18 protein-coding genes and 1 tRNA gene are annotated in these 19,659 nt (G+C 61.4%); 10 read left to right on the forward strand and 9 right to left on the reverse strand.

Annotated features, from left to right (window positions below; genetic code table 11):
* Positions 1-23 precede the first annotated feature (23 nt).
* From C442_RS02410 to C442_RS02420, 3 genes are all read right to left on the reverse strand, one after another.
* Positions 24-3,164 carry a PAS domain S-box protein gene (locus C442_RS02410; protein WP_008307531.1) on the reverse strand — a complete coding sequence of 1,047 codons (3,141 nt, stop codon included), beginning with the start codon at positions 3,162-3,164 and terminating at the stop codon, positions 24-26.
* 153 nt (positions 3,165-3,317) lie between these two features.
* Positions 3,318-4,112 carry a DUF5781 family protein gene (locus tag C442_RS02415; RefSeq protein ID WP_008307533.1) on the reverse strand — a complete coding sequence of 265 codons (795 nt, stop codon included), beginning with the start codon at positions 4,110-4,112 and terminating at the stop codon, positions 3,318-3,320.
* Between the two features lie 66 nt (positions 4,113-4,178).
* Complete coding sequence (locus C442_RS02420; RefSeq protein ID WP_008307535.1) at positions 4,179-5,372, reverse strand: trans-sulfuration enzyme family protein; 1,194 nt, start codon at positions 5,370-5,372, stop codon at positions 4,179-4,181.
* 203 nt (positions 5,373-5,575) lie between these two features.
* On the opposite strand from C442_RS02420, the gene C442_RS02425 reads away from it, so the two are divergent.
* Positions 5,576-7,762: an elongation factor EF-2 gene (locus C442_RS02425; RefSeq protein ID WP_008307537.1), complete on the forward strand. Its 2,187-nt coding sequence runs from the start codon at positions 5,576-5,578 to the stop codon at positions 7,760-7,762.
* A 195-nt stretch (positions 7,763-7,957) separates the two neighbouring features.
* On the opposite strand, the gene C442_RS02430 is transcribed toward C442_RS02425, so the two are convergent.
* Positions 7,958-9,010 (reverse strand): peptidase, encoded by a 1,053-nt coding sequence (locus tag C442_RS02430; protein ID WP_049942794.1) that lies wholly within the window; start codon positions 9,008-9,010, stop codon positions 7,958-7,960.
* Between the two features lie 152 nt (positions 9,011-9,162).
* Here C442_RS02430 and C442_RS02435 point away from each other — a divergent pair, with 152 nt between their 5' ends.
* The 9 genes from C442_RS02435 to C442_RS02470 all read left to right on the forward strand — a co-directional run bounded on the left by C442_RS02435 (position 9,163) and on the right by C442_RS02470 (position 15,414).
* Positions 9,163-9,384: a hypothetical protein gene (locus C442_RS02435; RefSeq protein WP_004959077.1), complete on the forward strand. Its 222-nt coding sequence runs from the start codon at positions 9,163-9,165 to the stop codon at positions 9,382-9,384.
* A gap of 79 nt (positions 9,385-9,463) precedes the next feature.
* Entirely contained in the window at positions 9,464-9,997 is a 534-nt protein-coding gene (locus C442_RS02440) for an amino acid-binding protein (protein ID WP_008307542.1), read from the forward strand.
* Positions 9,994-10,938, forward strand: a complete 945-nt coding sequence (locus tag C442_RS02445) for a homoserine dehydrogenase (RefSeq protein ID WP_008307544.1) — start codon at positions 9,994-9,996, stop codon at positions 10,936-10,938. Before C442_RS02440 ends, C442_RS02445 begins: the two co-directional genes overlap by 4 nt.
* Before the next feature lie 277 nt (positions 10,939-11,215).
* Complete coding sequence (gene tuf / locus C442_RS02450) at positions 11,216-12,481, forward strand: translation elongation factor EF-1 subunit alpha (RefSeq protein ID WP_005537153.1); 1,266 nt, start codon at positions 11,216-11,218, stop codon at positions 12,479-12,481.
* A gap of 3 nt (positions 12,482-12,484) precedes the next feature.
* Positions 12,485-12,796, forward strand: a complete 312-nt coding sequence (gene rpsJ, locus C442_RS02455; protein WP_004515425.1) for a 30S ribosomal protein S10 — start codon at positions 12,485-12,487, stop codon at positions 12,794-12,796.
* A gap of 138 nt (positions 12,797-12,934) precedes the next feature.
* Positions 12,935-13,006: transfer RNA gene (locus C442_RS02460), tRNA-Ala, on the forward strand.
* 191 nt (positions 13,007-13,197) lie between these two features.
* Complete coding sequence (locus C442_RS02465) at positions 13,198-13,461, forward strand: DUF7563 family protein (RefSeq protein ID WP_008307548.1); 264 nt, start codon at positions 13,198-13,200, stop codon at positions 13,459-13,461.
* Positions 13,458-13,655 carry a helix-turn-helix transcriptional regulator gene (locus C442_RS20725; RefSeq protein WP_008307549.1) on the forward strand — a complete coding sequence of 66 codons (198 nt, stop codon included), beginning with the start codon at positions 13,458-13,460 and terminating at the stop codon, positions 13,653-13,655. The genes C442_RS02465 and C442_RS20725 overlap by 4 nt, the downstream gene beginning before the upstream one ends.
* Positions 13,656-13,797: 142 nt before the next feature.
* A complete protein-coding gene (locus C442_RS02470; protein ID WP_008307550.1) occupies positions 13,798-15,414 on the forward strand; it encodes a DUF7845 domain-containing protein in 1,617 nt (538 codons plus the stop codon).
* A 227-nt stretch (positions 15,415-15,641) separates the two neighbouring features.
* Here the strand turns inward: C442_RS02470 and C442_RS21395 are convergent, their stop codons facing one another.
* From C442_RS21395 to C442_RS02485, 5 genes are all read right to left on the reverse strand, one after another.
* Positions 15,642-16,310: a hypothetical protein gene (locus tag C442_RS21395; protein ID WP_161606617.1), complete on the reverse strand. Its 669-nt coding sequence runs from the start codon at positions 16,308-16,310 to the stop codon at positions 15,642-15,644.
* Positions 16,311-16,591: 281 nt separating this feature from the next.
* Positions 16,592-16,987 (reverse strand): hypothetical protein, encoded by a 396-nt coding sequence (locus C442_RS23035; RefSeq protein WP_080504268.1) that lies wholly within the window; start codon positions 16,985-16,987, stop codon positions 16,592-16,594.
* Between the two features lie 160 nt (positions 16,988-17,147).
* On the reverse strand, positions 17,148-18,323 hold the full coding sequence (locus C442_RS02475; protein ID WP_008307552.1) for a hypothetical protein: 1,176 nt from the start codon (positions 18,321-18,323) through the stop codon (positions 17,148-17,150).
* Positions 18,316-19,110 carry a DUF2062 domain-containing protein gene (locus tag C442_RS02480; RefSeq protein ID WP_008307554.1) on the reverse strand — a complete coding sequence of 265 codons (795 nt, stop codon included), beginning with the start codon at positions 19,108-19,110 and terminating at the stop codon, positions 18,316-18,318. The genes C442_RS02475 and C442_RS02480 overlap by 8 nt, the downstream gene beginning before the upstream one ends.
* Entirely contained in the window at positions 19,107-19,658 is a 552-nt protein-coding gene (locus C442_RS02485) for a hypothetical protein (RefSeq protein ID WP_008307556.1), read from the reverse strand. Before C442_RS02485 ends, C442_RS02480 begins: the two co-directional genes overlap by 4 nt.
* Between the last annotated feature and the right edge of the window lies 1 nt (position 19,659).

Raw genomic sequence — 19,659 nt, forward strand, 5'->3', positions numbered from 1 at the left:
TGGTTGGTGGTTTCGCTATTCTGTCACTCCACGATATCGACACCGGAAATCTCGAACCGTGCGCCGCCCTCGCTCCCCTCGTCGATAGTTACTGTCCAGTCGTGGGCGTCGGCGATCTCCGCGACGATCCAGAGTCCGAACCCAGTTCCGGCATCCGACGTGGAGTACCCGGTGTCGAACACGCGCGACCGCTCTGATTCGTCGATGCCGTCGCCGTCGTCTTCGACGTAGAAGCCGTCGTCAAGTTCTCCAACGGTGACCGTGACGTCGTCGCCGTGTTCCACGCTGTCGCCGGCCCCCGGCTGACTGCTTGTGGAGCCATGCTCCACACTGTTGCTGAACAGGTTCTCGAGCAGTTGTTCCAATCGGCTCCTGTCAGCACGAACGACGGCGTCCGTCTCGACAGTGAGTTCGGCGTCGTTGGTTTCGACGTTGTGCCAGCACTGTTCGGCCGTGTCCGTGAGCGCCACTACGCCGGCGTCAACCGCTGACTGCTCGTCGCGAGCGGCCGCGAGCAGGTCGTCGATGAGCGTCCGCATCCGCGCGAGCGCGTCGCTGGCGCTGTCGAGGTGTTCGCTGTCGTACTCCTGTTGGGCCAGTTCGATGCGTCCCTCGGCGACGGATAGTGGGTTCCTGAGGTCGTGGCTGACGATGCTCGTGAACTCTTCGAGACGTTCGTTCGTGTCCTCCAGTTCCTGCTCGCGGCGCTTGCGCTCGGTGATGTCACGGTCGATACCGATTGCCCGGACTGGCGTCCCGTCGCTGTCGGATTCGACGCGGCCCTTTGCCTCCATCCAGCGGACCTCGCCGTCACGGACGATTCGGAACTCGGCTTCGTACGTGCCGGTCTCGGTCGCCGATTCGATTCGGGCCGCAACTTCCGGCTGGTCCTCGGGATGGACCAGCGGTAAAAACTCGTCCAGCGACTCGATGTCAGTGCCGTACAGCGTCTCGGACCCGGGGTAGTACGACAGGTCGCCGGACTCGAACTCGCGGTCCCAGACGACCGTATTAGTGGTCTCTAGCGCGATTTCCATCCGCTCGCGAGTCCCTTCCAGTTCGTGCTCTCGGAGCTTTCGGTCCGTGATATCCTGGACAGAGCCCCGGAGTTTGACAACGTCGCCGTTCTCGGTGACCGGTTCACACAGTGCGCGGACCCATCGGTCGTGGTCGTCGTCGCCGATACGCACCTCCATGTCGTATCCCTCTGCTGTTTCTATCGCCCGCTCGAACTCGGTCATGACCGTCTCCCTGTCGTCGGGGTGGTACAGGTCGACGATAGAGTCGACGCTCAGTTCGTCGTCCGGAGTCAGGCCGTGCAACCGGTAGAACTCGCTTGTCACCGTCATATCCGGCGGCTCGCTCGTCACGTCTATCTCCCAGCCGCCGACGCTCGCGATCCGCTGGGCCTGGTCGAGGAGTTCCTTCGTTCGCGTAAGCTCCTGCTCGCGTGCCTTCCGTTCGGTGATGTCCCGGCCGATGCCGGCCAGCATCGGGTTCCCGTCGGGGTCTTCGACGCGGGTCGCCGTGAACTCGTGGGGGATCTGGTCCCCCGATTTCGTGATAAACGGCACTTCCACGCGGGTCGTGTCGCCCTCGAACACCGATTCGATAGCGGCCCCAACGAGGTCCCGATACTCCGCCGGGAAGAACTCGGCTCCGTGGGTCCCGGCGACTTCGGCGGCCGAGTAGCCGGTCACGTTCAGCAGACTCTCGTTCCAGCGCCGGAAGCGGCCGTCGCTGTCGAGGACGTAGAACACGTCGTCGATGGCGTCCAGCATGTCGTCGGTGTACTGCTTGTACCGCTCGAGGCGTTGCTCGCGCTGCTGGCGTTCGAGTTCGTAGCTCACCCACTGCGCCGCGAGATGGACGAACGTCTTCTCGTCCTCGGTGAAGGGGGTCTTGCGGGCCTCCCGGTCGACGAAACAGAGGCTCCCTGAATGCGCGTCACGGACACGGACCTCGGCGCTGATGTACGTCTCGTATTCCCAGCGGTCGTATGCTGGGTCCGAGGCCCACCCCTCTTCGGACGCTTCGGCGATTGCCATGACGCTCCCTGTGTCGATCATCTTCCGGCAGTACGCCTCCGACAGCGGCGTGACGGTTCCCGGCTTGAGCCGTTCGTCGCTCCCGCTCGCATAGCGGACGGTGAACTCGTCGCGGTCGGCGTCGTTCGCGGACAGGAACGCGCTGGCGGTCCCAAGGCGCTCCCGACCAAGGTCCAAAACCGCCTGTATCTTCTCTTCAAACGAGGCGTCGGGGTCGGCGCTGATCTCGTAGAGCCTCCGGAGCGTCTGGTTGTGCTCTGTGAGCTGGTTCTTGGTGGCTTCGAGTTCGCGCTCGCGGTTCCGCCGCTCGGTGATGTCACGGGCGAACCCAGCCACGCGAACGACCTCGCCGTCGTCGTTCGTGATCGGCTCGCCCTGTATCCAGACCCAGCGCTGATACTCCTCTGTTGCGTTGACACGGCATTCGACGTCGGCCGACTCGCCGTGTATGAGACGCCGCATCGCGTCTTTCATCAGTTCGCGGTCCTCGGGATGGATACCGTTCAGGAAATCGTAGGGGTTGTCACGGAGCTTGGCCACTGACCGCCCCCAGATATCCTCGTAGGCGGAGTTGATCACGAGGACTTCGCTCAGGTCGGCCGTGAACTCCCAGAGGATATCGTTGGTTGCCTCGGTGAGCTCCCGGACGCGGCGCTCTGACTCGGCGGCCTGTCGCTTCGCGCGGTACTCGGAGACCGCGTTTTCGATGCGGTTGGCCAGTAGCTCGTACACCTCGACTCCGAACGACTTCTGTAGATAGTCGGTGACGCCCATCGAGATGGCTTCGCTGGCCACCTCTTCGCTGCCCTTACCGGTGAACAGAATGAACGGCAGATCCGGGTCTGTCTCCCGAATCGCATCGAGCAGATCGATGCCGTTCATCTTCGGCATATCGTAGTCGGAGACGACGGCGTCGAACCCGTTTTCGGCGAGCTGGTCGAGCCCGTCTCGTGCGCTGGTCGCGGTTTCGACGGAGATCCGGTCGTCCGCAGCCTCCAGGGAATCCGCTGCGACAGCCACGAAATCAGGGTCGTCGTCGATGTGTAACACCTGAATCCGTCCGCCGACGACATCGGTTTCCCCGTCGAGATGCCGGCCGCGAAGCGCCTCGGTCATAGTCAACTAGTTCACAAGTCCACGCAAAAACAGTTCTGCCAGTTAATTTGTGTTCGCGCGCAAGCGAAGCCGGCAGTCGGTGGCGACGAGGCTATCGCCTGCGTGTGACAACACCCGGCCGTCAGTGAGCCGATCTTCCCGGGACATTCGGTTTCAGTCTGCCGCTCGGCCGCCGCCGCCGGCGTACGCGCGAGTCACGTCGACGAGCGCCTTCCGGAACTCGGACTCGTTCGGCTCGGGCGACAGCGAGGCGAAGTGGCGCTTGAACTCCGTGAGGTCGACCGATTCGGCGTCCTGGGCCGCGGCGTGGGCGAGGTCGTACAGCCGGTGGTCCGGTTCGACCAGGTCGTGGCGCTCACACAGCGCAAGGGCGAACGCCGCATTGACGGCCGTGATATCCGGGTCTGCAGCCGGCGTCAGCCGTGCGGCCGGTTCGCTGGGGTGGCGCACTCGGGTCGGTGACGTCGAGCGGTCCCAGGTCGGCGGATCGCCGGGGCGGTCCGCGACGGCGGCCGCGAGGCTGGCTTCCAGAAACGGGACCAGTTTGTCGCCGGGCACCACTGGCATCCAGATATCGTCGGCGTAGACGTCTTTCATGTGGTTGGCGATCTGGTAACAGTGCGTGAGCTTTCGCTGTTCGACCGAACGCCCCGCCAGCGCGAGGTAGATGGCTTCTCGCGTCGATTGTGTGTGCGACGGATGCCCGCATTCGTGGTGGTGCATGTGTGCGTACTCGTGTAACGCCAGCTCGCGGGCCATCGCGCTCGTCGCGGCCTGACGGGAGATTGTCAGCCGGTGGGCGTCGTCGCTGTGGCTGACGCGGGTACGTTCATCAGGGTCCTCCCGGACCCGGACTGTCACTGGTCGTTTCAGGTCGTGTTCCGTCGAGAAGAGGTCCCTCGCTCCGAGAAATGGTTCGGCCGGCCCACCCTGCACGTGCACGTCCATGTGTCACTTTCTCATGGGCCACAGAGCTATTAATCCACGGGTGGGGGCAGCGTTCGCACGCAGCGCTCAGGACTCAAGCGCCGCGAAACCGCGCTCCAGATCCGCCCGGAGGTCCTCGACATCCTCGATACCGACTGAAAGGCGGATGAGCGTATCAGAGATGCCGAGTTCGTCCCGCGCCGCCGGTGAGAGCGGTTCGTGCGTCATCGCCGCCGGAAGCTCCGCTAGACTTTCGACGCCGCCAAGGCTGACTGCCAGCGTCACCGTCTCTAGAGCTTCGAGAAATTGTTTTGCGTCGGCCATGTCTCCGGCCAGTTCGAACGAGAGCACGCCGCCAAAGCCCTGCATCTGCTCGCGAGCCAGGTCGTGCTGTGGGTGGCTCTCTAACCCTGGGTAGTGGACCGCTTCGACGTGCTCGTGGTCGTCGAGGTACTGCGCAAGGGCCATGGCGTTGTTCTCGTGGCGAGTCATCCGGACGCCCAGCGTTTTGATACCTCGTGAGATGAGATAGCTGTCGAACGGGGCGAGCATATTCCCGAGGGCGATTTGCTGGCGGAACTCTACCCGCTCGGCGACCTCGGGGTCGTCGGTAATCAATGCGCCGCCAACAGCATCGCTGTGGCCGTTGAGGTACTTCGTTGTGCTGTGGACCACCAGGTCCGCACCGAGCGACAGCGGCTGTTGGAAGTACGGACTCGCGAAGGTGTTGTCGACCCCGACCGTCGCGTCGTAGTCGGCGGCGACGGCCGCAATCGCATCGATATCACAGAGTTTTATCAACGGATTTGTCGGGGTCTCGACCCAGACTAACTCCGTTGCCGGCGTCATCGCGGCCGCGACAGCGTCGGCGTCAGTCGCGTCGACGAACTCCACGTCGACGCCAAGCTGGTCCCGGAACAGCGTTTCGAACATCCGTCGCGTGCCCGCGTACAGGTCGTCGAACGCAACGACGTGGTCGCCCGGTTCGACCAGTGAGAGCACCGCTGTTGCAACGGCCGCTGTCCCCGAACTGAAGGCATAGGCTCGCTCTCCGTCCTCTAGCGCGGCTAACTCTTGTTCGAGGCCGTGTCGTGTCGGGTTCGACAGCCGCGAGTAGAGGAACTCGCCTTCACCGGGGTCGACGTCCTCAAGAGACAGGTCCGTATCGAGCCCGGCCAGTTCGTAGGTCGACGAGAGGTGTATCGGGAGCGTGACATCCCCTGCTGCTGACGCCGTCTCGGTATCGACTGCAATCGTGTCGAGGTGTGGACGTCGAGTCATACGCTTCCGTCTGCTGGCTGGCGCTAATACCTTTGCAATCATTACTCATCCGACTGCAAATAATTATAATCGCTGGGTATACTCCTCTGACTGCGAGCGATTGCTAATGCGAGACTATCCCACGCGAACGGCCGAATTTCAAGCGGTCACGGCCGTAGTGAAACACTATCCTTTTGACCCTGCTGTTGATAGAAAGCTGTATAATGGGCCGACGTAAGAAAATCGTCCAAGAATGTGAGACACTGATGGACGATCCGGAGCACATCCGGAACATCGCCATCGCTGCTCACGTCGATCACGGAAAGACGACACTGACAGACAATCTGCTGGCCGGTGCCGGCATGATTTCCGACGACACCGCCGGCGAACAGCTGGCGATGGACACTGAGGAAGACGAACAGGAACGTGGGATTACCATCGACGCGGCTAACGTTTCGATGACCCACGAATACGAGGACCAGAACCACCTCATCAACCTCATCGACACCCCCGGCCACGTCGACTTCGGTGGCGACGTGACCCGTGCGATGCGTGCCGTCGACGGCGCGCTGGTGGTCGTCGACGCCGTCGAGGGCGCGATGCCCCAGACCGAGACGGTGCTCCGGCAGGCGCTCCGCGAGGGCGTCAAGCCGACGCTGTTCATCAACAAGGTCGACCGCCTCATCTCCGAGCTTCAGGAAGGACCCGAGGAGATGCAGGAGCGCCTGCTCGCGGTCATTCAGGACGTCAACGACCTCATCCGCGGTATGACCGAGGAGATGGACGACATCGAGGACTGGACGGTTTCCGTCGAGGAAGGGACCGTCGGCTTCGGCTCCGCGCTGTACAAGTGGGGCGTCTCGATGCCGTCGATGCAGCGGACCGGCATGGACTTCGGCGAAATCATGGAGCTCGAGCGCAACGACAACCGCCAGGAACTCCACGAGCGCACGCCGCTGTCCGACGTGGTGCTCGACATGGTGTGTGAGCACTTCCCGAACCCTGTCGACGCCCAGCCGATGCGCGTGCCGCGTATCTGGCGTGGCGACGCCGAATCCCAGCTCGCCGAGGACATGGCGATGGTCAACGAGGACGGCGAAGTCGTCCTGATGGTCACCGACATCGGTGTCGACCCCCACGCTGGCGAAATCGCCGCCGGTCGTGTCTTCTCCGGCACGCTGGAGAAGGGCCAGGAGCTGTACGTCTCCGGAACTGCGGGCAAGAACCGCATCCAGAGCGTCGGTATCTACATGGGTGGCGAGCGCGAGGAAGTCGAGCACGTTCCCGCCGGGAACATCGCCGCCGTCACGGGCCTCAAGGACGCCATCGCTGGCTCCACCGTCTCCAGCGAGGAGATGACGCCGTTCGAGTCCATCGAGCACATCTCGGAGCCGGTCATCACGAAGTCCGTCGAGGCACAGAACATGGACGACCTGCCGAAGCTCATCGAGACGCTCCAGCAGGTCGCCAAGGAAGACCCGACCATTCAGGTCGAGATTAACGAGGACACCGGCGAGCACCTCATCTCCGGGCAGGGTGAACTCCACCTGGAAGTCATCGGCCAGCGTATCGAGCGCAACCAGGGCATCCCGATCAACACCGGTGAGCCGATTGTTGTCTACCGCGAGGCCCCGCAGGCAGACAGCCGCGAAGTCGAAGGTCGGTCGCCGAACAACCACAACCGCTTCTACATCAGCATCGAGCCGCTCGGCGAGGACATCGTCGAGACCATCAAGATGGGCGAGGCGTCGATGGACATGCCAGAACTGGAGCGCCGTGAAGCGCTGCAGGAGGCCGGCATGGACAAGGACGACTCCCAGAACATCGAGCACATCCACGGGACCAACATCCTGCTCGACGAGACGAAGGGTATCCAGCACCTCAACGAGACGATGGAACTCGTCATCGAAGGCCTCGAAGAAGCCCTCGACGACGGCCCGCTCGCGTCCGAGCCGGTCCAGGGGTCGCTCATCCGTCTCCACGACGCTCGCCTCCACGAGGACGCCATCCACCGCGGCCCGGCCCAGGTCATCCCGGCCGTCCGCGAGGCTGTCCACAACGCGCTCATCGACGCCAGCATCAAGCTGCTGGAGCCGATTCAGCAGGTCCGCATCGACGTGCCCAACGACCACATGGGCGCTGCGAGCGGCGAGATCCAGGGCCGCCGTGGCCGCGTCGACGACATGTACCAGGAAGGCGACCTGATGGTCGTCGAAGGCGTCGCGCCGGTCGACGAGATGATCGGCTTCTCCTCCGACATCCGCTCGGCCACTGAGGGCCGTGCCTCCTGGAACACCGAGAACGCCGGCTTCCAGGTCCTTGCCGACAATCTCCAGCCGGACAAGATCAGCGAGATCCGCGAGCGCAAGGGCATGAAGCAGGAACTGAACCCGGCTATCGACTACTTCTAAGTACCTTTTTACTTCGTCGGGTTTCCTCGCGCCGCCGACGGCGGCGCTGCGGGAACCACTCCTCGTAAAAATCTACGCTAAAAACGACCTCCGAGTCGCGCTCTGCGAGCGCGCTCGGAGTGAAACCGCGCGCCGTCGGCGCACGGTATGCCTTCCCGCGCTTTGACCCCTCTTTGTTCCGCCACCGAACAGCTCTCACTCTCCCGCTTGTCCCCGCAACCGGTCGATTCGGTTCCCCAGCGGTGGCGATTTCGAGAACGGGTTCGCGAGCCGTCGTCTCGACGGTTCCATGTCGTGGATGTCGGCGTACCGTTCGAGGGCGTCCGCGACGGCACCCGGGCCGACGCGCTCGGCCGCGTAATCGTCGGCGGCCCGAACCCCGCGGCGGGTGACCCACTGGCTGACGACGATGAGTCCGAGACTCGCGCCGACGAGGGGCCACAGCGGGCCGATGCCGGCCAGTGCCACGAACAGCGGAACTACTGCGACGAGCAGGCCGCCGACGACCCGGGCAAGGACTCGGGCGTTCTGGCGGCCGGCCTGGACTGCGAGCAGGGCCGTCGCCGTCTCGTCGTCGAACACGTCGAGGAACGTGCTCGTCAGGAACAGGCGACGATAGCCGGGGACGCCGCGCACGGTCACGTTCGCGGTTCTCTCCTGTTCGGTGTCGAACACCCGGACGTCTCGGACAGTCAGTCCCGCACGCTCTTTGAGTCGCTCCAGTGTCTCTGCTGTCGGTTCGTCCGGCCTATCGACCGACCGCACTAGCGGGATGAACCACGGTGAGACGGCCTGTACGGTGACAGCGAAAACGGCAACGAGAGCCAGCAGTCCGGGGGGCGACAGCCCGGCTTCGAGCGGCACCACGACGACAGTCACCAACGCAGTGATTCCGAGGACGTACCGCCCCATCCGGACCACCGCCCGACCGGTCGAGAGTTCGATGTCACGGACGCTGCGGATACCCGGGACAGTCGGCGCGTAGGCGGCCAGTCCGACGGTGCCGGCGGCGAGTAGCTCGGCGAACGTCGCTACCACTGCTCCGACGACTCCGGGCTGCCCGCCGGCAATCAAGTGGCCGAGTCCGAGCAACAGAAAGACGACGTACGACAGCAGCGTAAACGGGAGTATGATAGCGAGGAACAACTGCCGGTATCTGGCGACGGGGTTCGAGAGTCGTCGTACGACCGCGCTTCCGAGCGCGCCGATGCCCGCTCCGACGACGGCGAACGTTCCGACGGCGAGCAGCGCTGCACCTGTCGACAGCGATGTGGCTTGGAGGGCGTACACATACGAATCCCTCTGCTGTCAGGCAAAAAAACGTAGCGTTCACCTGTCTGTATCCGGCACGAGTAGGGTTGAGCCCCACGTTTAGGTCAACCGACGTCGAACAGCACGGTATGAGCGACCGCCTGCATCAGATTGTGGACCTTCTCGTCGCTGCTGTCATCGCCGGCACGTCGACGTTCATTTGGAGTTTCGTCCTGCCGACGGGGCTGGCACTGACGCTTGCGGGGATGTTCGCGGCGATGTACTACTTTTCACGCAATCCCTGGGGGTCGCCTCGCGGCGAGGCGTACAACGAGTGGATCGACGACCTGTACGACCGCTTTCTGCCGTGAGACCAAACGAACGGTTTCTTATACGTGCCCCTGCTGAGTCATCCACAATGAGCCGAGATACTCAGGAGGTGAGCGGGCGATGAGCGACTCGACCGACGAGGTACGGTCCTACACAGTTCGGCTGGAGCTGGTCGACGAACCGGGCGAACTGCTGCGGGCGCTCGAGCCCATCGCCACGAACGGCGGGAACCTCCTCTCTATCTTCCACGAGCGGGGGAACGTGACCCCGCGGGGCCACATTCCCGTGGAGGTCGACCTGGAGGCGACCCCCGAGCGGTTCGACGGGATCGTCGACGCCCTCCGCGACGCGGGCATCAACGTCATCCAGGCCGGGGCAGAGCAGTACAGCGAGGCGCTGACGATCATCCTCACCGGCCACCTCGTCAACACAGACCTCTCTGACACACTTTCGCGGATTCACGAATCTACTGACGCGACCGTGACCGACCTCTCGCTGTCGGCACCGGAGGGAACCGACGACGCCTCCAGCGCACGCATCCGACTGGCGACCGAGGAAGGGGCAGTCGACGAGACGATGACTTCGATTCGTGCTGTCGCCGACGAGAAGGGGCTCCACGTCATCGAGCCGCTCGCTGCGGGAGGTGAGGCATGAGACTCGCCGTCATCGGAGCCGGCGCAGTCGGATCCAGCGTCGTCGAATTAGCGAGCGACCACGGCCATTCGGTCACCGCGTTCGCTGACTCCAGTAGTGCCGTCATCGACAGCGCCGGCATCGACACTGCCGAGGTGCTCGACCGGAAGCGAACCGACGGCGTTGTCGGCAGTGCCGCACCCGAAGACGCGCTTTCGGCCGAGTACGACGTACTCGTCGAGGCGACGCCGACGACGCTCGGCGACGCCGAACCGGGATTCAGCCACGTTCAGGCCGCGCTTGAACGAGACTGCCACGCCGTGCTGGCGAACAAAGGCCCGGTCGCAGAGCGGTACGCCGACGTTCGCGCGCTGGAACGCGAGAGCGAGGGGGGCGTGCTGTTCGAGGCAACCGTCGGCGGTGCGATGCCGGTCCTCTCGACCATCGACGACTTCGACCCGAGCCACATCACCGCCGTCCGCGGGGTGCTCAACGGGACGGCGAACTTCATCCTCTCCCGGATGGCGACCGAGGGTCTCGATTACGAGCACGTCCTCGCGGAGGCACAGGACCTCGGCGTCGCCGAGGCCGACCCGACCTTCGACGTCGACGGCACCGACGCGGCGCTGAAAGGCGTCATCATCGCGAACGTCCTGGCCGATGACGAGACGGAATACACGCTCGACGACGCCGAAGTCGAGGGCATTCAGGATATCTCCGGCAGTGCGCTCGAACTCGCACGGGCTGACGGCCGGACCGTTCGGCTCATCGCCGAGGTCGTCGAGGGCTCCGTCCGCGTCGGCCCGCGGCTCGTTCCGGACAACGCGCCGCTTGCCGTCTCGGGGACCCGCAACATCGCTCAGCTGGAAACCGAGCACGCCGGCCAACTCAACATTTCCGGCCGCGGTGCCGGCGGCCCGGAGACGGCGAGCGCGGTGCTTGCCGATATCGGCCGACTGTAACGAGACAGCGGGATTTCCGACACGCCCGCATCGTTCTCTTATTCACTGTGCTTCCCTCAGTTGGCAGTCCCGTTTGTCACTCCGAAGGACACAAACCCGGCCGTGACTGTCGGTATCGGTCGTTCTCCCTGACCAAGCTATTGGGTGCCACACTACCATGCCATGTCGTGCCGAATCGCAAGAAAGCGACGGGCTGACGCTTACACGCTTTCGAAATCGTTTTATGAACCACCAGCTAATAAACCCGATACAGCGCCTCTGCGCGTGAGAGATAACAATGAGCGACGAACAACACCAGAACCTGGCCATTATCGGCCACGTCGACCACGGGAAGAGCACGCTCGTCGGCCGACTCCTGTACGAGACAGGATCGGTACCGGAGCACGTCATCGAACAGCACAAGGAAGAAGCCGAGGAGAAGGGCAAGGGCGGATTCGAGTTCGCCTACGTCATGGACAACCTCGCCGAAGAGCGTGAGCGTGGTGTCACCATCGACATCGCCCACCAGGAGTTCAGCACCGACGCCTACGATTTCACCATCGTGGACTGTCCTGGTCACCGCGACTTCGTGAAGAACATGATTACCGGCGCGTCCCAGGCCGACAACGCCGTCCTGGTCGTCGCCGCGGACGACGGCGTTCAGCCGCAGACCCAGGAGCACGTGTTCCTGGCCCGCACCCTGGGCATCGGCGAGCTCGTCGTCGGTGTCAACAAGATGGACCTCGTCGACTACGGCGAGTCCGAGTACAAGCAGGTCGTCGAAGAGGTCAAGGACCTCCTCACTCAGGTCCGCTTCGACCCTGACAACGCCAAGTTCATCCCGCTCTCGGCGTTCGAAGGCGACAATGTCGCCGAGGAGTCCGAGAACACGGACTGGTACGACGGCGAAATCCTGCTGGAAGCACTCAACAACCTGCCGGCTCCGGAGCCGCCGACGGACGCGCCGCTCCGACTGCCGATTCAGGACGTCTACACCATCTCCGGTATCGGTACGGTCCCGGTCGGCCGTGTCGAGACGGGTATCCTGAACACCGGCGACAACGTCAGCTTCCAGCCGTCTGACGTCTCCGGTGAAGTGAAGACCGTCGAGATGCACCACGAGGAAGTCCCGAAGGCCGAGCCCGGTGACAACGTCGGGTTCAACGTCCGCGGCGTCGGCAAGGACGACATCCGACGCGGTGACGTCTGTGGTCCGGCCGACGACCCGCCATCGGTCGCCGAGACCTTCCAGGCCCAGATCGTCGTGATGCAGCACCCGTCCGTCATCACGGAAGGGTACACGCCGGTCTTCCACGCCCACACGGCACAGGTCGCCTGTACTGTCGAGTCCATCGACAAGAAGATCGACCCGTCCTCCGGCGAGGTCGCCGAGGAGAACCCCGACTTCATCCAGAACGGGGACGCTGCCGTCGTGACGGTCCGCCCACAGAAGCCGCTCAGCATCGAGCCGTCCTCCGAGATTCCGGAGCTCGGTTCGTTCGCTATCCGCGACATGGGTCAGACCATCGCCGCCGGCAAAGTCCTCAGCGTCAACGAGCGATAACGTATGTCCCAGCAGGCACGCGTTCGGCTCGCGGGCACAAGCCCCGAGGACCTCGACGACATCTGCGCCGACGTGCGGGAGATTGCGAACAAGACCGGGGTCGAACTCTCCGGTCCGGTTCCGCTCCCCACCAAGACGCTTGAGGTTCCCACCCGCAAGTCCCCCGACGGCGAGGGGACCGCGACGTGGGAACACTGGGAGATGCGCGTCCACAAGCGGCTCATCGATATCGACGCCGACGAACGGGCACTGCGCCAGCTGATGCGCATCCAGGTTCCCAACGACGTCTCCATCGAGATCGTCCTCGAGGACTGAGCCTCGGGGCCTGTCGCTTCGCGACAGCGTCGTTGTGCCACCCGTCCGAACCGCTGGCCGGGACAGTGTGAATCGCTATCGAAGGCCGCTCTCACGCGCAGGGTTTTTATAACTCCGCGTTCGAGTGGCAGACCACGCGGGCTCGTAGATCAGTGGCAGATCGCTTCCTTCGCAAGGAAGAGGCCCCGGGTTCAAATCCCGGCGAGTCCATAGCGTTATTTCGTTCTGGCGAACTATCCCGAAAAGCGTCGGCTACGCCCTTCTATCTAAATCTTACTCGCAGATCCATCTGCGTATAAACTCGAAATCAAATCGAACCACCAACGGTTACGAATCATTTGGGGTGCAGTCTTGCGATTTTGCGAAGGAATTGGCCGTTTCCCGAGCGGGGGTGGTTTCTCTTGAGTAACCGACTTGTCGAGAACGAAACTATCGAGAAGTCGAACTGCCAGCACTGCGGGGCACACGTCTCGCGTGACTTCCGACGGACGTTCGGCGACGGTGATGATATCGCCCACCGCTGTCCAGCCTGTGACTGTATGCCCCGTATCTCGCGGGGAACTGCAGCTGGGAAAGAGCTCGACTACCCCGATCCGGAAGACCAGCCACAGCGAAACCAAGGTGGTCGAGTGGAAGCCCGGACTGACGGGGGTGAGAGTCTGTGAGTCCACAGTCTTCGCTTTTCGATTACGAACCGGACCTGTCGCCACTGACTGACGCCGAGCGAGAGGTGTACGAGGCTGTGGGCATGGGCCAGTATGGGCCACGGGAGTACGCCCGCAAAACTGGCCGTTCACCCGGTACTGTGGGCAACCTCCTTGGCCGTGCTCGCGAGAAAATCGAGGTGGTTTCGGCGTGACTGGGTTCGTTCGTGCTTCAGAATTATATGACGTAGAAGCAGGCGAACCCCTTCAGTTCGACTGGACAAACTTCCAACCTCTCGCAAAGAGTCAAGCCGAGGTCGAGCGGGCGGTGACCGCCGTTGAGACTAACGGGGGGCGATGCGAACGATAGGGCTGGCCCCTCACGAACTCCACGCCAATCTCCTGTTCAATAGCGACGGCCTTGCGCCGTTTTTCGCACTGGACAGTGAGGTCAAGGCTGGTGAGGGGTCAAAGAGCGGCGAGTTCCTGCAGGACGGCGAGCGGTGGGTCGTTCGCCTCTCCTACCAGGACAGCAATATCGTTCACCCCGGCGAGCGGACACCACAGGGAACGGACTGGCAACTGCAGAACATGCGCGAGTATCGGCTGAAGGTCGCCCGTCATCCCGAAGAGGATTCGGTCGGCCAGCAGGATTTCGTGGCCCATGTTGCCCCACGCTGGCCCGGGATGCAGGGCGAGCGTGATGACGGGAGCCGTATTGAGATTCCCGTTCCGGATGGCTTCGGCGAAGGTGTGAACGTCTGTGTGAAAGGCTCAAATATCGAGTTCCACCGATATCCCGAACTACTCCAGCGGGCAGCCATCGAGATCGGTGTCACCGGTCGGTACTTCAAGAAGCCACACTCCTACAGCAACGTTCAGGACGCCGAGAAGTACGCCCGAGTTCACCGCGACGCCAGCGGGCCGGTCCACGCTCGGGATGGGCCGATTGCGGCGATGGGTCACCTGTTAGAATCCGACCGCCGTGGCTATCGGAAAATCGTCCAGAACGATGACGACGAGCGCGGGCGGAACCTGCCAGGATACTACCACACGGCCACACTCGGCCCGAAGCGGATTCGAGAGGCGTTCCCCGACCACCACCTCCCCAAGGAGGTCAAGCACTACTACGCCCGTGAGGCGCTGTCTGTGCCCGAAGACCATCCGCTATCCCACCCGAAGGTCGGTTCGTCTCTGCAGGCATCGCTGCTAGATGATGACGAAACTGTCCGGTGGCGCGACTTGGAGACGCTGGAACGGGAATTAGATCAGACTGTGCTGTCGGTATTAGCCGATGCGGGTATCGACATCGCACCGTCTGGTTCCGGCCCATTCGTCGAAGATTCGTACTTCGAGCCGGAGGTGGATCACTCCGGCCCCGAACCAGTAGGTTTGGATCTAACGCGGGTCGAGCAGAAACAGGAGAGTGTCGTTGTGCGCCACCTCTCAGATGGGCTCTCGCCGGTGCAGTGGGAAGCCCTGGAAATGTTGGTAGCAGACGGTGGGCAGGTTGCTCCGTCGGATATAGCGGACGAGTACGGCCGTCATGTCGAAAGTGTCCGGCGAGCGCTTCGAGAGATGGAAGACTTGGTGATATCGGACTATGCCGACGTGTCGCTCCGGTCGGAGTACGTCGCGGAGATGGTTCACGTCGCCGTTGACGAAGCGCGTGAAGCCACCCGGCGGGCTGTCGATACGGCGGCGAAGGCTGCAGAAGCCGCGGAGCGTGGGCTGGAGAACACGATGAGCGCGTTTATCGCATGGGCAGCCCGCCACGGCGTTGACGTGAACGACGCTCGCGAGGCACAGATGACCCTGCGGTTCGGGGAGATCGAAAAGCACGGGAAAGCGATCCGCGAAGGCTTCCGGGTGTGGAAAGACGCGGGAATGCCCGAAGAACGCTACCGGCAGGCCCAGGTGCAGCTCGCAGACGGTTCGCGAGGGACGGCCTGGCGCTGGCTCGCCACCGAGTAGCGGCCCGCCTGTTGAGAGGCATCACTATCCAGCACCCCGAAAACACTACTTGTTTTGCCGATTTCTCCCCCTGTCCGGCACGGTTGCCGACGTGATCGAGGCTTAACCGAGCCAATGGCCCGGCCGTCGCCCGAACGGAATCAAACCCGGGGGGTTGTGATTCCGTTTAGAGGTGTGGCTAAGGCCACTTCACCAAAATACACCGCACAGCAATTTCTATGACTGCACTATGATATATTATCTGCTGCTAAACCAATTGAAATAAGTAACAATGAAGTACCAGACAATAAGAGCGCAAATAGGTATATCTGAAATCTTTTGTTATTAATATTCCTGTTGTTTTCATATGCATTTTTTAAATCGGTGATCATCGCTGGCAAAGCTGTGCCTTCATTCTCTTGAATATATTCGTTATAATAGTGTCTACTTCCCGGTCTTTGGTATTCATATTGTCTGAGTGCTAAGAGACCCAAACCAGCTGATACTAATGCGAATGCAGCAGCCAATTTAAAGAACAAGGTACTCGTTGATTGTAGTCCAGATCCTAACAGCGCCACAATAGCTCCATCTAGTGCAAAAACTATTCCCAATTTGCTCTCCAGCGTACTTCTTCTATTGATTTCGTCATCAAATCGTCTCCTAGCTTCTTCCAGTATCTCTCTCCGAACCGAACTGTCCACATTTTGATCATCATACAGTTCAATATCTATATCAGCTAAGTCCAATTTTTGGGCCCGAGTCAATGCATACCTATATAAAAGGAGGCTCAAAACTATAAGAGATACTACAACTACTAAGGAGATTCCAATCGTAATTAAGCGGGGATTTTGACTGACCTGCGATTGGTTAACTTGTTCACTAAATAGTATATGTGGCTGGATTGATTGCTCTATCATCGCTATCACAAATGTCGAAATTACACCGACGACATGGCTGGTTTTTCGGTGTCGGATTGGAGTGTGAACACCAACATCTCGGCTTGGGTACATCCGGCCACAGTTTCGCTTCAACCCTTTTCCTCACCTCTGGGTTCGATAAATCTATGTCTTTTATTTCAACAGCGGGAGCAGGAGTTGTCCCTGTACCACCAACTATCATTTGTTGTCTACAACAGTGACAAAGAGGTCCACCGCTCATGATTACTAGTGTCAATCAGTGTTAAACAAAATACTTTTTATTAATAATTGACAGAATTCGCAATCTCTCCAACCTGTATTTTAGATTGTAGCGCATTACGATGGTTCCCTCCCCCGTGCCAATTTAATCGTGGAATTCTCGAAGAGTGACGCATTTCCCATTGCAGAACCTCGACACCTCTTCCTCGTATCCGGTAGATGCCGAAAACATACCATCCATCTGCTGAACGAAGTTCTTCATGATAGCTGTCATAGAGTTTGAACGTCCCGGGTTTTCCATTACTGTGCTGATGCATCGCTGATTTGATTTCAACAGGCGTCCCGTCTGGTCGCTTCGCGTCGTGCCAGCTGCACCGATCTAATTCGAGGTTATACCGCTCGGCGGCTTTGCGCTCGACGAGCGTACCGTAGTGATTGGCTTTGTGGCTTCGACTCATTCGCGCACCTCGCGTGCGTCATATATAGATACTCCTCCGGGTTGTTTTCGGCCGTTGCCCATGGCTCGCGCGTGCTCGCACCGCGAGCGCACGCCATGGGCCAACAACAGGGCTGCGCCGGGGGGTTGGTTGTTGTTGGGTTGCTCGAATTCTATCGCTGTCATGCGGTTAGCTCCGTCACCTCACCAACCACGTTGTGGTGCTTTCCATCATCTTGGTACTCGTTCCAGCGTTGACGGACCCATTCGGCACTGTACGGTACGAAATCGGCAATTTCGTGGTTTGGTCTGTCTGGTTCAGATTCCTTTGCCGTGATGACTGTGTAGATCGCAAGCTTCCGAGAGAGGTCTTCCGGGTCTACTTCGCCACCGTCATCCTCTCCGCTCGACCAGGACCACGTAGTCGGTTCCTTGTCGTCGTAGCGCCAGTCCGTTTCGGGGATTCCCGACACGGAGAAGATCGGGTTGACACCCTTCCGGTTCCGTACATCCTCGTAGAAGGTCGCTTCTTTCAGCCCTTCCTTGTGGACACAGACACCGAGTTCCCGAACGAGCGGATGTACGTCACGGCCGTCGTGACCGATGATGATGAGAGAACCGCCGTACTTGCGGATCTTGTACGTAAGCGGCCCGAGTTTCGTCTTCGTCTCGTAGCCGTCCGACCCACTCCCACCGGCGTTACTGCTGGCCTCGTCGAAGATGAACAGTTTCGGGACCTGCTCGTTGTGCATCGGGTCACCATCCTGTTTCAGCCACTCGTTCAACTCGCCGTAGTTCGCCAGCCAGCCGTCACGACGGTCGCCGTCCGAGTCGGTCCACTCGTCAGTTTCTTCGAGCGTCCGGATGTTCGAGGCGACCAAGGCGTCGGAGGGCTGTTGCTCCTTCCAGAGTTGTCCGAGTAGACAGGCGAAATTGGATTTACCAGTGCCGGGTTCGGCCCATTCGTAGAACATCGGTGCGGGGCCGGTCATTTGTGCCCGGAGTTGATCGATTGCTTTGATCCCCGAGATATCGGCCCGCTGTCCGGCGTCTCCGGTGAAGTGCTTCAATGACTGCATATCTCCGTTCGCCATGGCCCGCCGTGCCGTCTCGGTCCCCTCAATACGAACAATCTCCCGAACGTGCGAGAGGTCCTTTGCCTGACCAGGCATCTTCTCTGGACGGTCGCAGTGGCGTGGATCGTAGTGGGTTTCGAGAATCGAGAGATAGCGTGATAGCTTCTCATCGCGAACGATTCCGGCGTGTTGGTGTACCTCGTCGGGATCGCGCTGGCCATAGCCGTCCTGATACTCGCGAAACTGTGCGGGCGTGTAGAGGTCGTTACCGTCGTCAGTCATCGTTCAGTCGTGGGTCCTGCAGTTGCTCGGTGGTCGGTTCGTCCTGCCCATAGCCCACAGCGGCGTCTGCTGTAGGGTCGGGGGCGTCGGTAAGGTCGTGGATGGTGGGTGCGTCTTCGGGATCTTCGCCGTCTTCGATGAGATCGCCGAAGGTCTCCTTCGCTGCTGTCTTCTGGATCATCTGGCCGCGCTCGTTGGCTTCGGCGTCAGCGGTGACGAGCTTCTTTTGCAGCTCGACACTGCCACGACTCCATCGGCCACGAATTGCAGCGAGTTCTTCGGCGCGGTCGATGAGCCAGCTGTGAATATCTTGCATCTGTTTCTTGCTGGTCATCAACTGCGTATCTTGGCAGCCTTCGAGCCAGACGCCCTCGACGCGAAGCTGGCCGATGTCTTCCAGGTACTCGTACTCGCGGACGGCCCACGCACTACCACCGTTGACGGGGTACGGATCGGGGCCGTCGATTTCTTTCTCGCGCCAGAGTTCTGGCGGGACGTAGTACTTCTCGGTCGTGTCCTCGACGGCGTTGACATGATGGACTTCGACCCAGTTACGGCGACGGAGCCAGCGGGCGATTTTCGCACCGACGAGATAGCAGGGGATTGCCAGGACAAGCCAGCCGACGGCAACCGCGGGAATCCACGTCGGGAGGGTCGGCAGTTGCGGCTGGTAGTAGGCGAACAGCACGGCCGCACCGACGAGCATCCCACCGATGAGTAGCTTGTACTCGGCCAGCAGGTAGACAAGCCGGTCGCGGTTGTTCTGGAAGGTCGGTGCGGGCTTCATGCTACCTCCGGGCGGCCGTTCTCGCCGCGAATAACGTTGTAGCCGGCGACGATCATCCAGATGAACGCAACAGTTGCCCCGGCGAGCCACGCCTGCAACGACGAGAGCGCGCGGAGTATGTCGAGCCCACCACCGGAAGGCTGCTGCACGATTTCGGCGTACAGTGGCGTGTTCTCCGTGGAAATGGCGACACCCACGTAGCCGTCTTTTTCTGTGACGGGAATCTCGACAGTGGCGGTGTCGTCCGAGCGCATAGCGACCGTGCGGACGGGAATCTTCCCGCCTTCTTGGAAGCGGCCGGCGTCGGAGATCGTCACGGTTTGTACCGCGCTCGACCGGAGGGTGATGCGAGCGATACCCTTGTCTGGTAGATACTCCGAGCCGACAATCTCGGTCTGCCCGTCGATGCGCGTGGTGTCGGTGGCGTTTACTGTGGGCTGTGGGCCGGGTGTTTCGGCGGAGAAGTTCCCTGCAGACTGTGCGGCGGTCGGGGCGCTGACGCAGCCAAGGCTGACCACGAGCAGCGCGACAAAGAAAATGGAACGCATG

The sequence above is a fragment of the Haloarcula amylolytica JCM 13557 genome, assembly GCF_000336615.1.
GTDB classification, from domain to species: domain Archaea; phylum Halobacteriota; class Halobacteria; order Halobacteriales; family Haloarculaceae; genus Haloarcula; species Haloarcula amylolytica.

What these genes read in the sequence shown, in the direction of transcription:
- C442_RS21395 (WP_161606617.1), bottom strand. Translation starts at nt 16,310, where the DNA reads ATGATAGAGCAATCAATCCAGCCACATATACTATTTAGTGAACAAGTT.
- C442_RS02470 (WP_008307550.1), top strand. Translation starts at nt 13,798, where the DNA reads ATGCGAACGATAGGGCTGGCCCCTCACGAACTCCACGCCAATCTCCTG.
- rpsJ (WP_004515425.1), top strand. Translation starts at nt 12,485, where the DNA reads ATGTCCCAGCAGGCACGCGTTCGGCTCGCGGGCACAAGCCCCGAGGAC.
- C442_RS02480 (WP_008307554.1), bottom strand. Translation starts at nt 19,110, where the DNA reads ATGAAGCCCGCACCGACCTTCCAGAACAACCGCGACCGGCTTGTCTAC.
- C442_RS02415 (WP_008307533.1), bottom strand. Translation starts at nt 4,112, where the DNA reads ATGGACGTGCACGTGCAGGGTGGGCCGGCCGAACCATTTCTCGGAGCG.
- C442_RS02485 (WP_008307556.1), bottom strand. Translation starts at nt 19,658, where the DNA reads ATGCGTTCCATTTTCTTTGTCGCGCTGCTCGTGGTCAGCCTTGGCTGC.
- C442_RS02440 (WP_008307542.1), top strand. Translation starts at nt 9,464, where the DNA reads ATGAGCGACTCGACCGACGAGGTACGGTCCTACACAGTTCGGCTGGAG.
- C442_RS23035 (WP_080504268.1), bottom strand. Translation starts at nt 16,987, where the DNA reads ATGAGTCGAAGCCACAAAGCCAATCACTACGGTACGCTCGTCGAGCGC.
- C442_RS02475 (WP_008307552.1), bottom strand. Translation starts at nt 18,323, where the DNA reads ATGACTGACGACGGTAACGACCTCTACACGCCCGCACAGTTTCGCGAG.
- C442_RS02410 (WP_008307531.1), bottom strand. Translation starts at nt 3,164, where the DNA reads ATGACCGAGGCGCTTCGCGGCCGGCATCTCGACGGGGAAACCGATGTC.
- tuf (WP_005537153.1), top strand. Translation starts at nt 11,216, where the DNA reads ATGAGCGACGAACAACACCAGAACCTGGCCATTATCGGCCACGTCGAC.
- C442_RS02425 (WP_008307537.1), top strand. Translation starts at nt 5,576, where the DNA reads ATGGGCCGACGTAAGAAAATCGTCCAAGAATGTGAGACACTGATGGAC.
- C442_RS02435 (WP_004959077.1), top strand. Translation starts at nt 9,163, where the DNA reads ATGAGCGACCGCCTGCATCAGATTGTGGACCTTCTCGTCGCTGCTGTC.
- C442_RS02445 (WP_008307544.1), top strand. Translation starts at nt 9,994, where the DNA reads ATGAGACTCGCCGTCATCGGAGCCGGCGCAGTCGGATCCAGCGTCGTC.
- C442_RS02420 (WP_008307535.1), bottom strand. Translation starts at nt 5,372, where the DNA reads ATGACTCGACGTCCACACCTCGACACGATTGCAGTCGATACCGAGACG.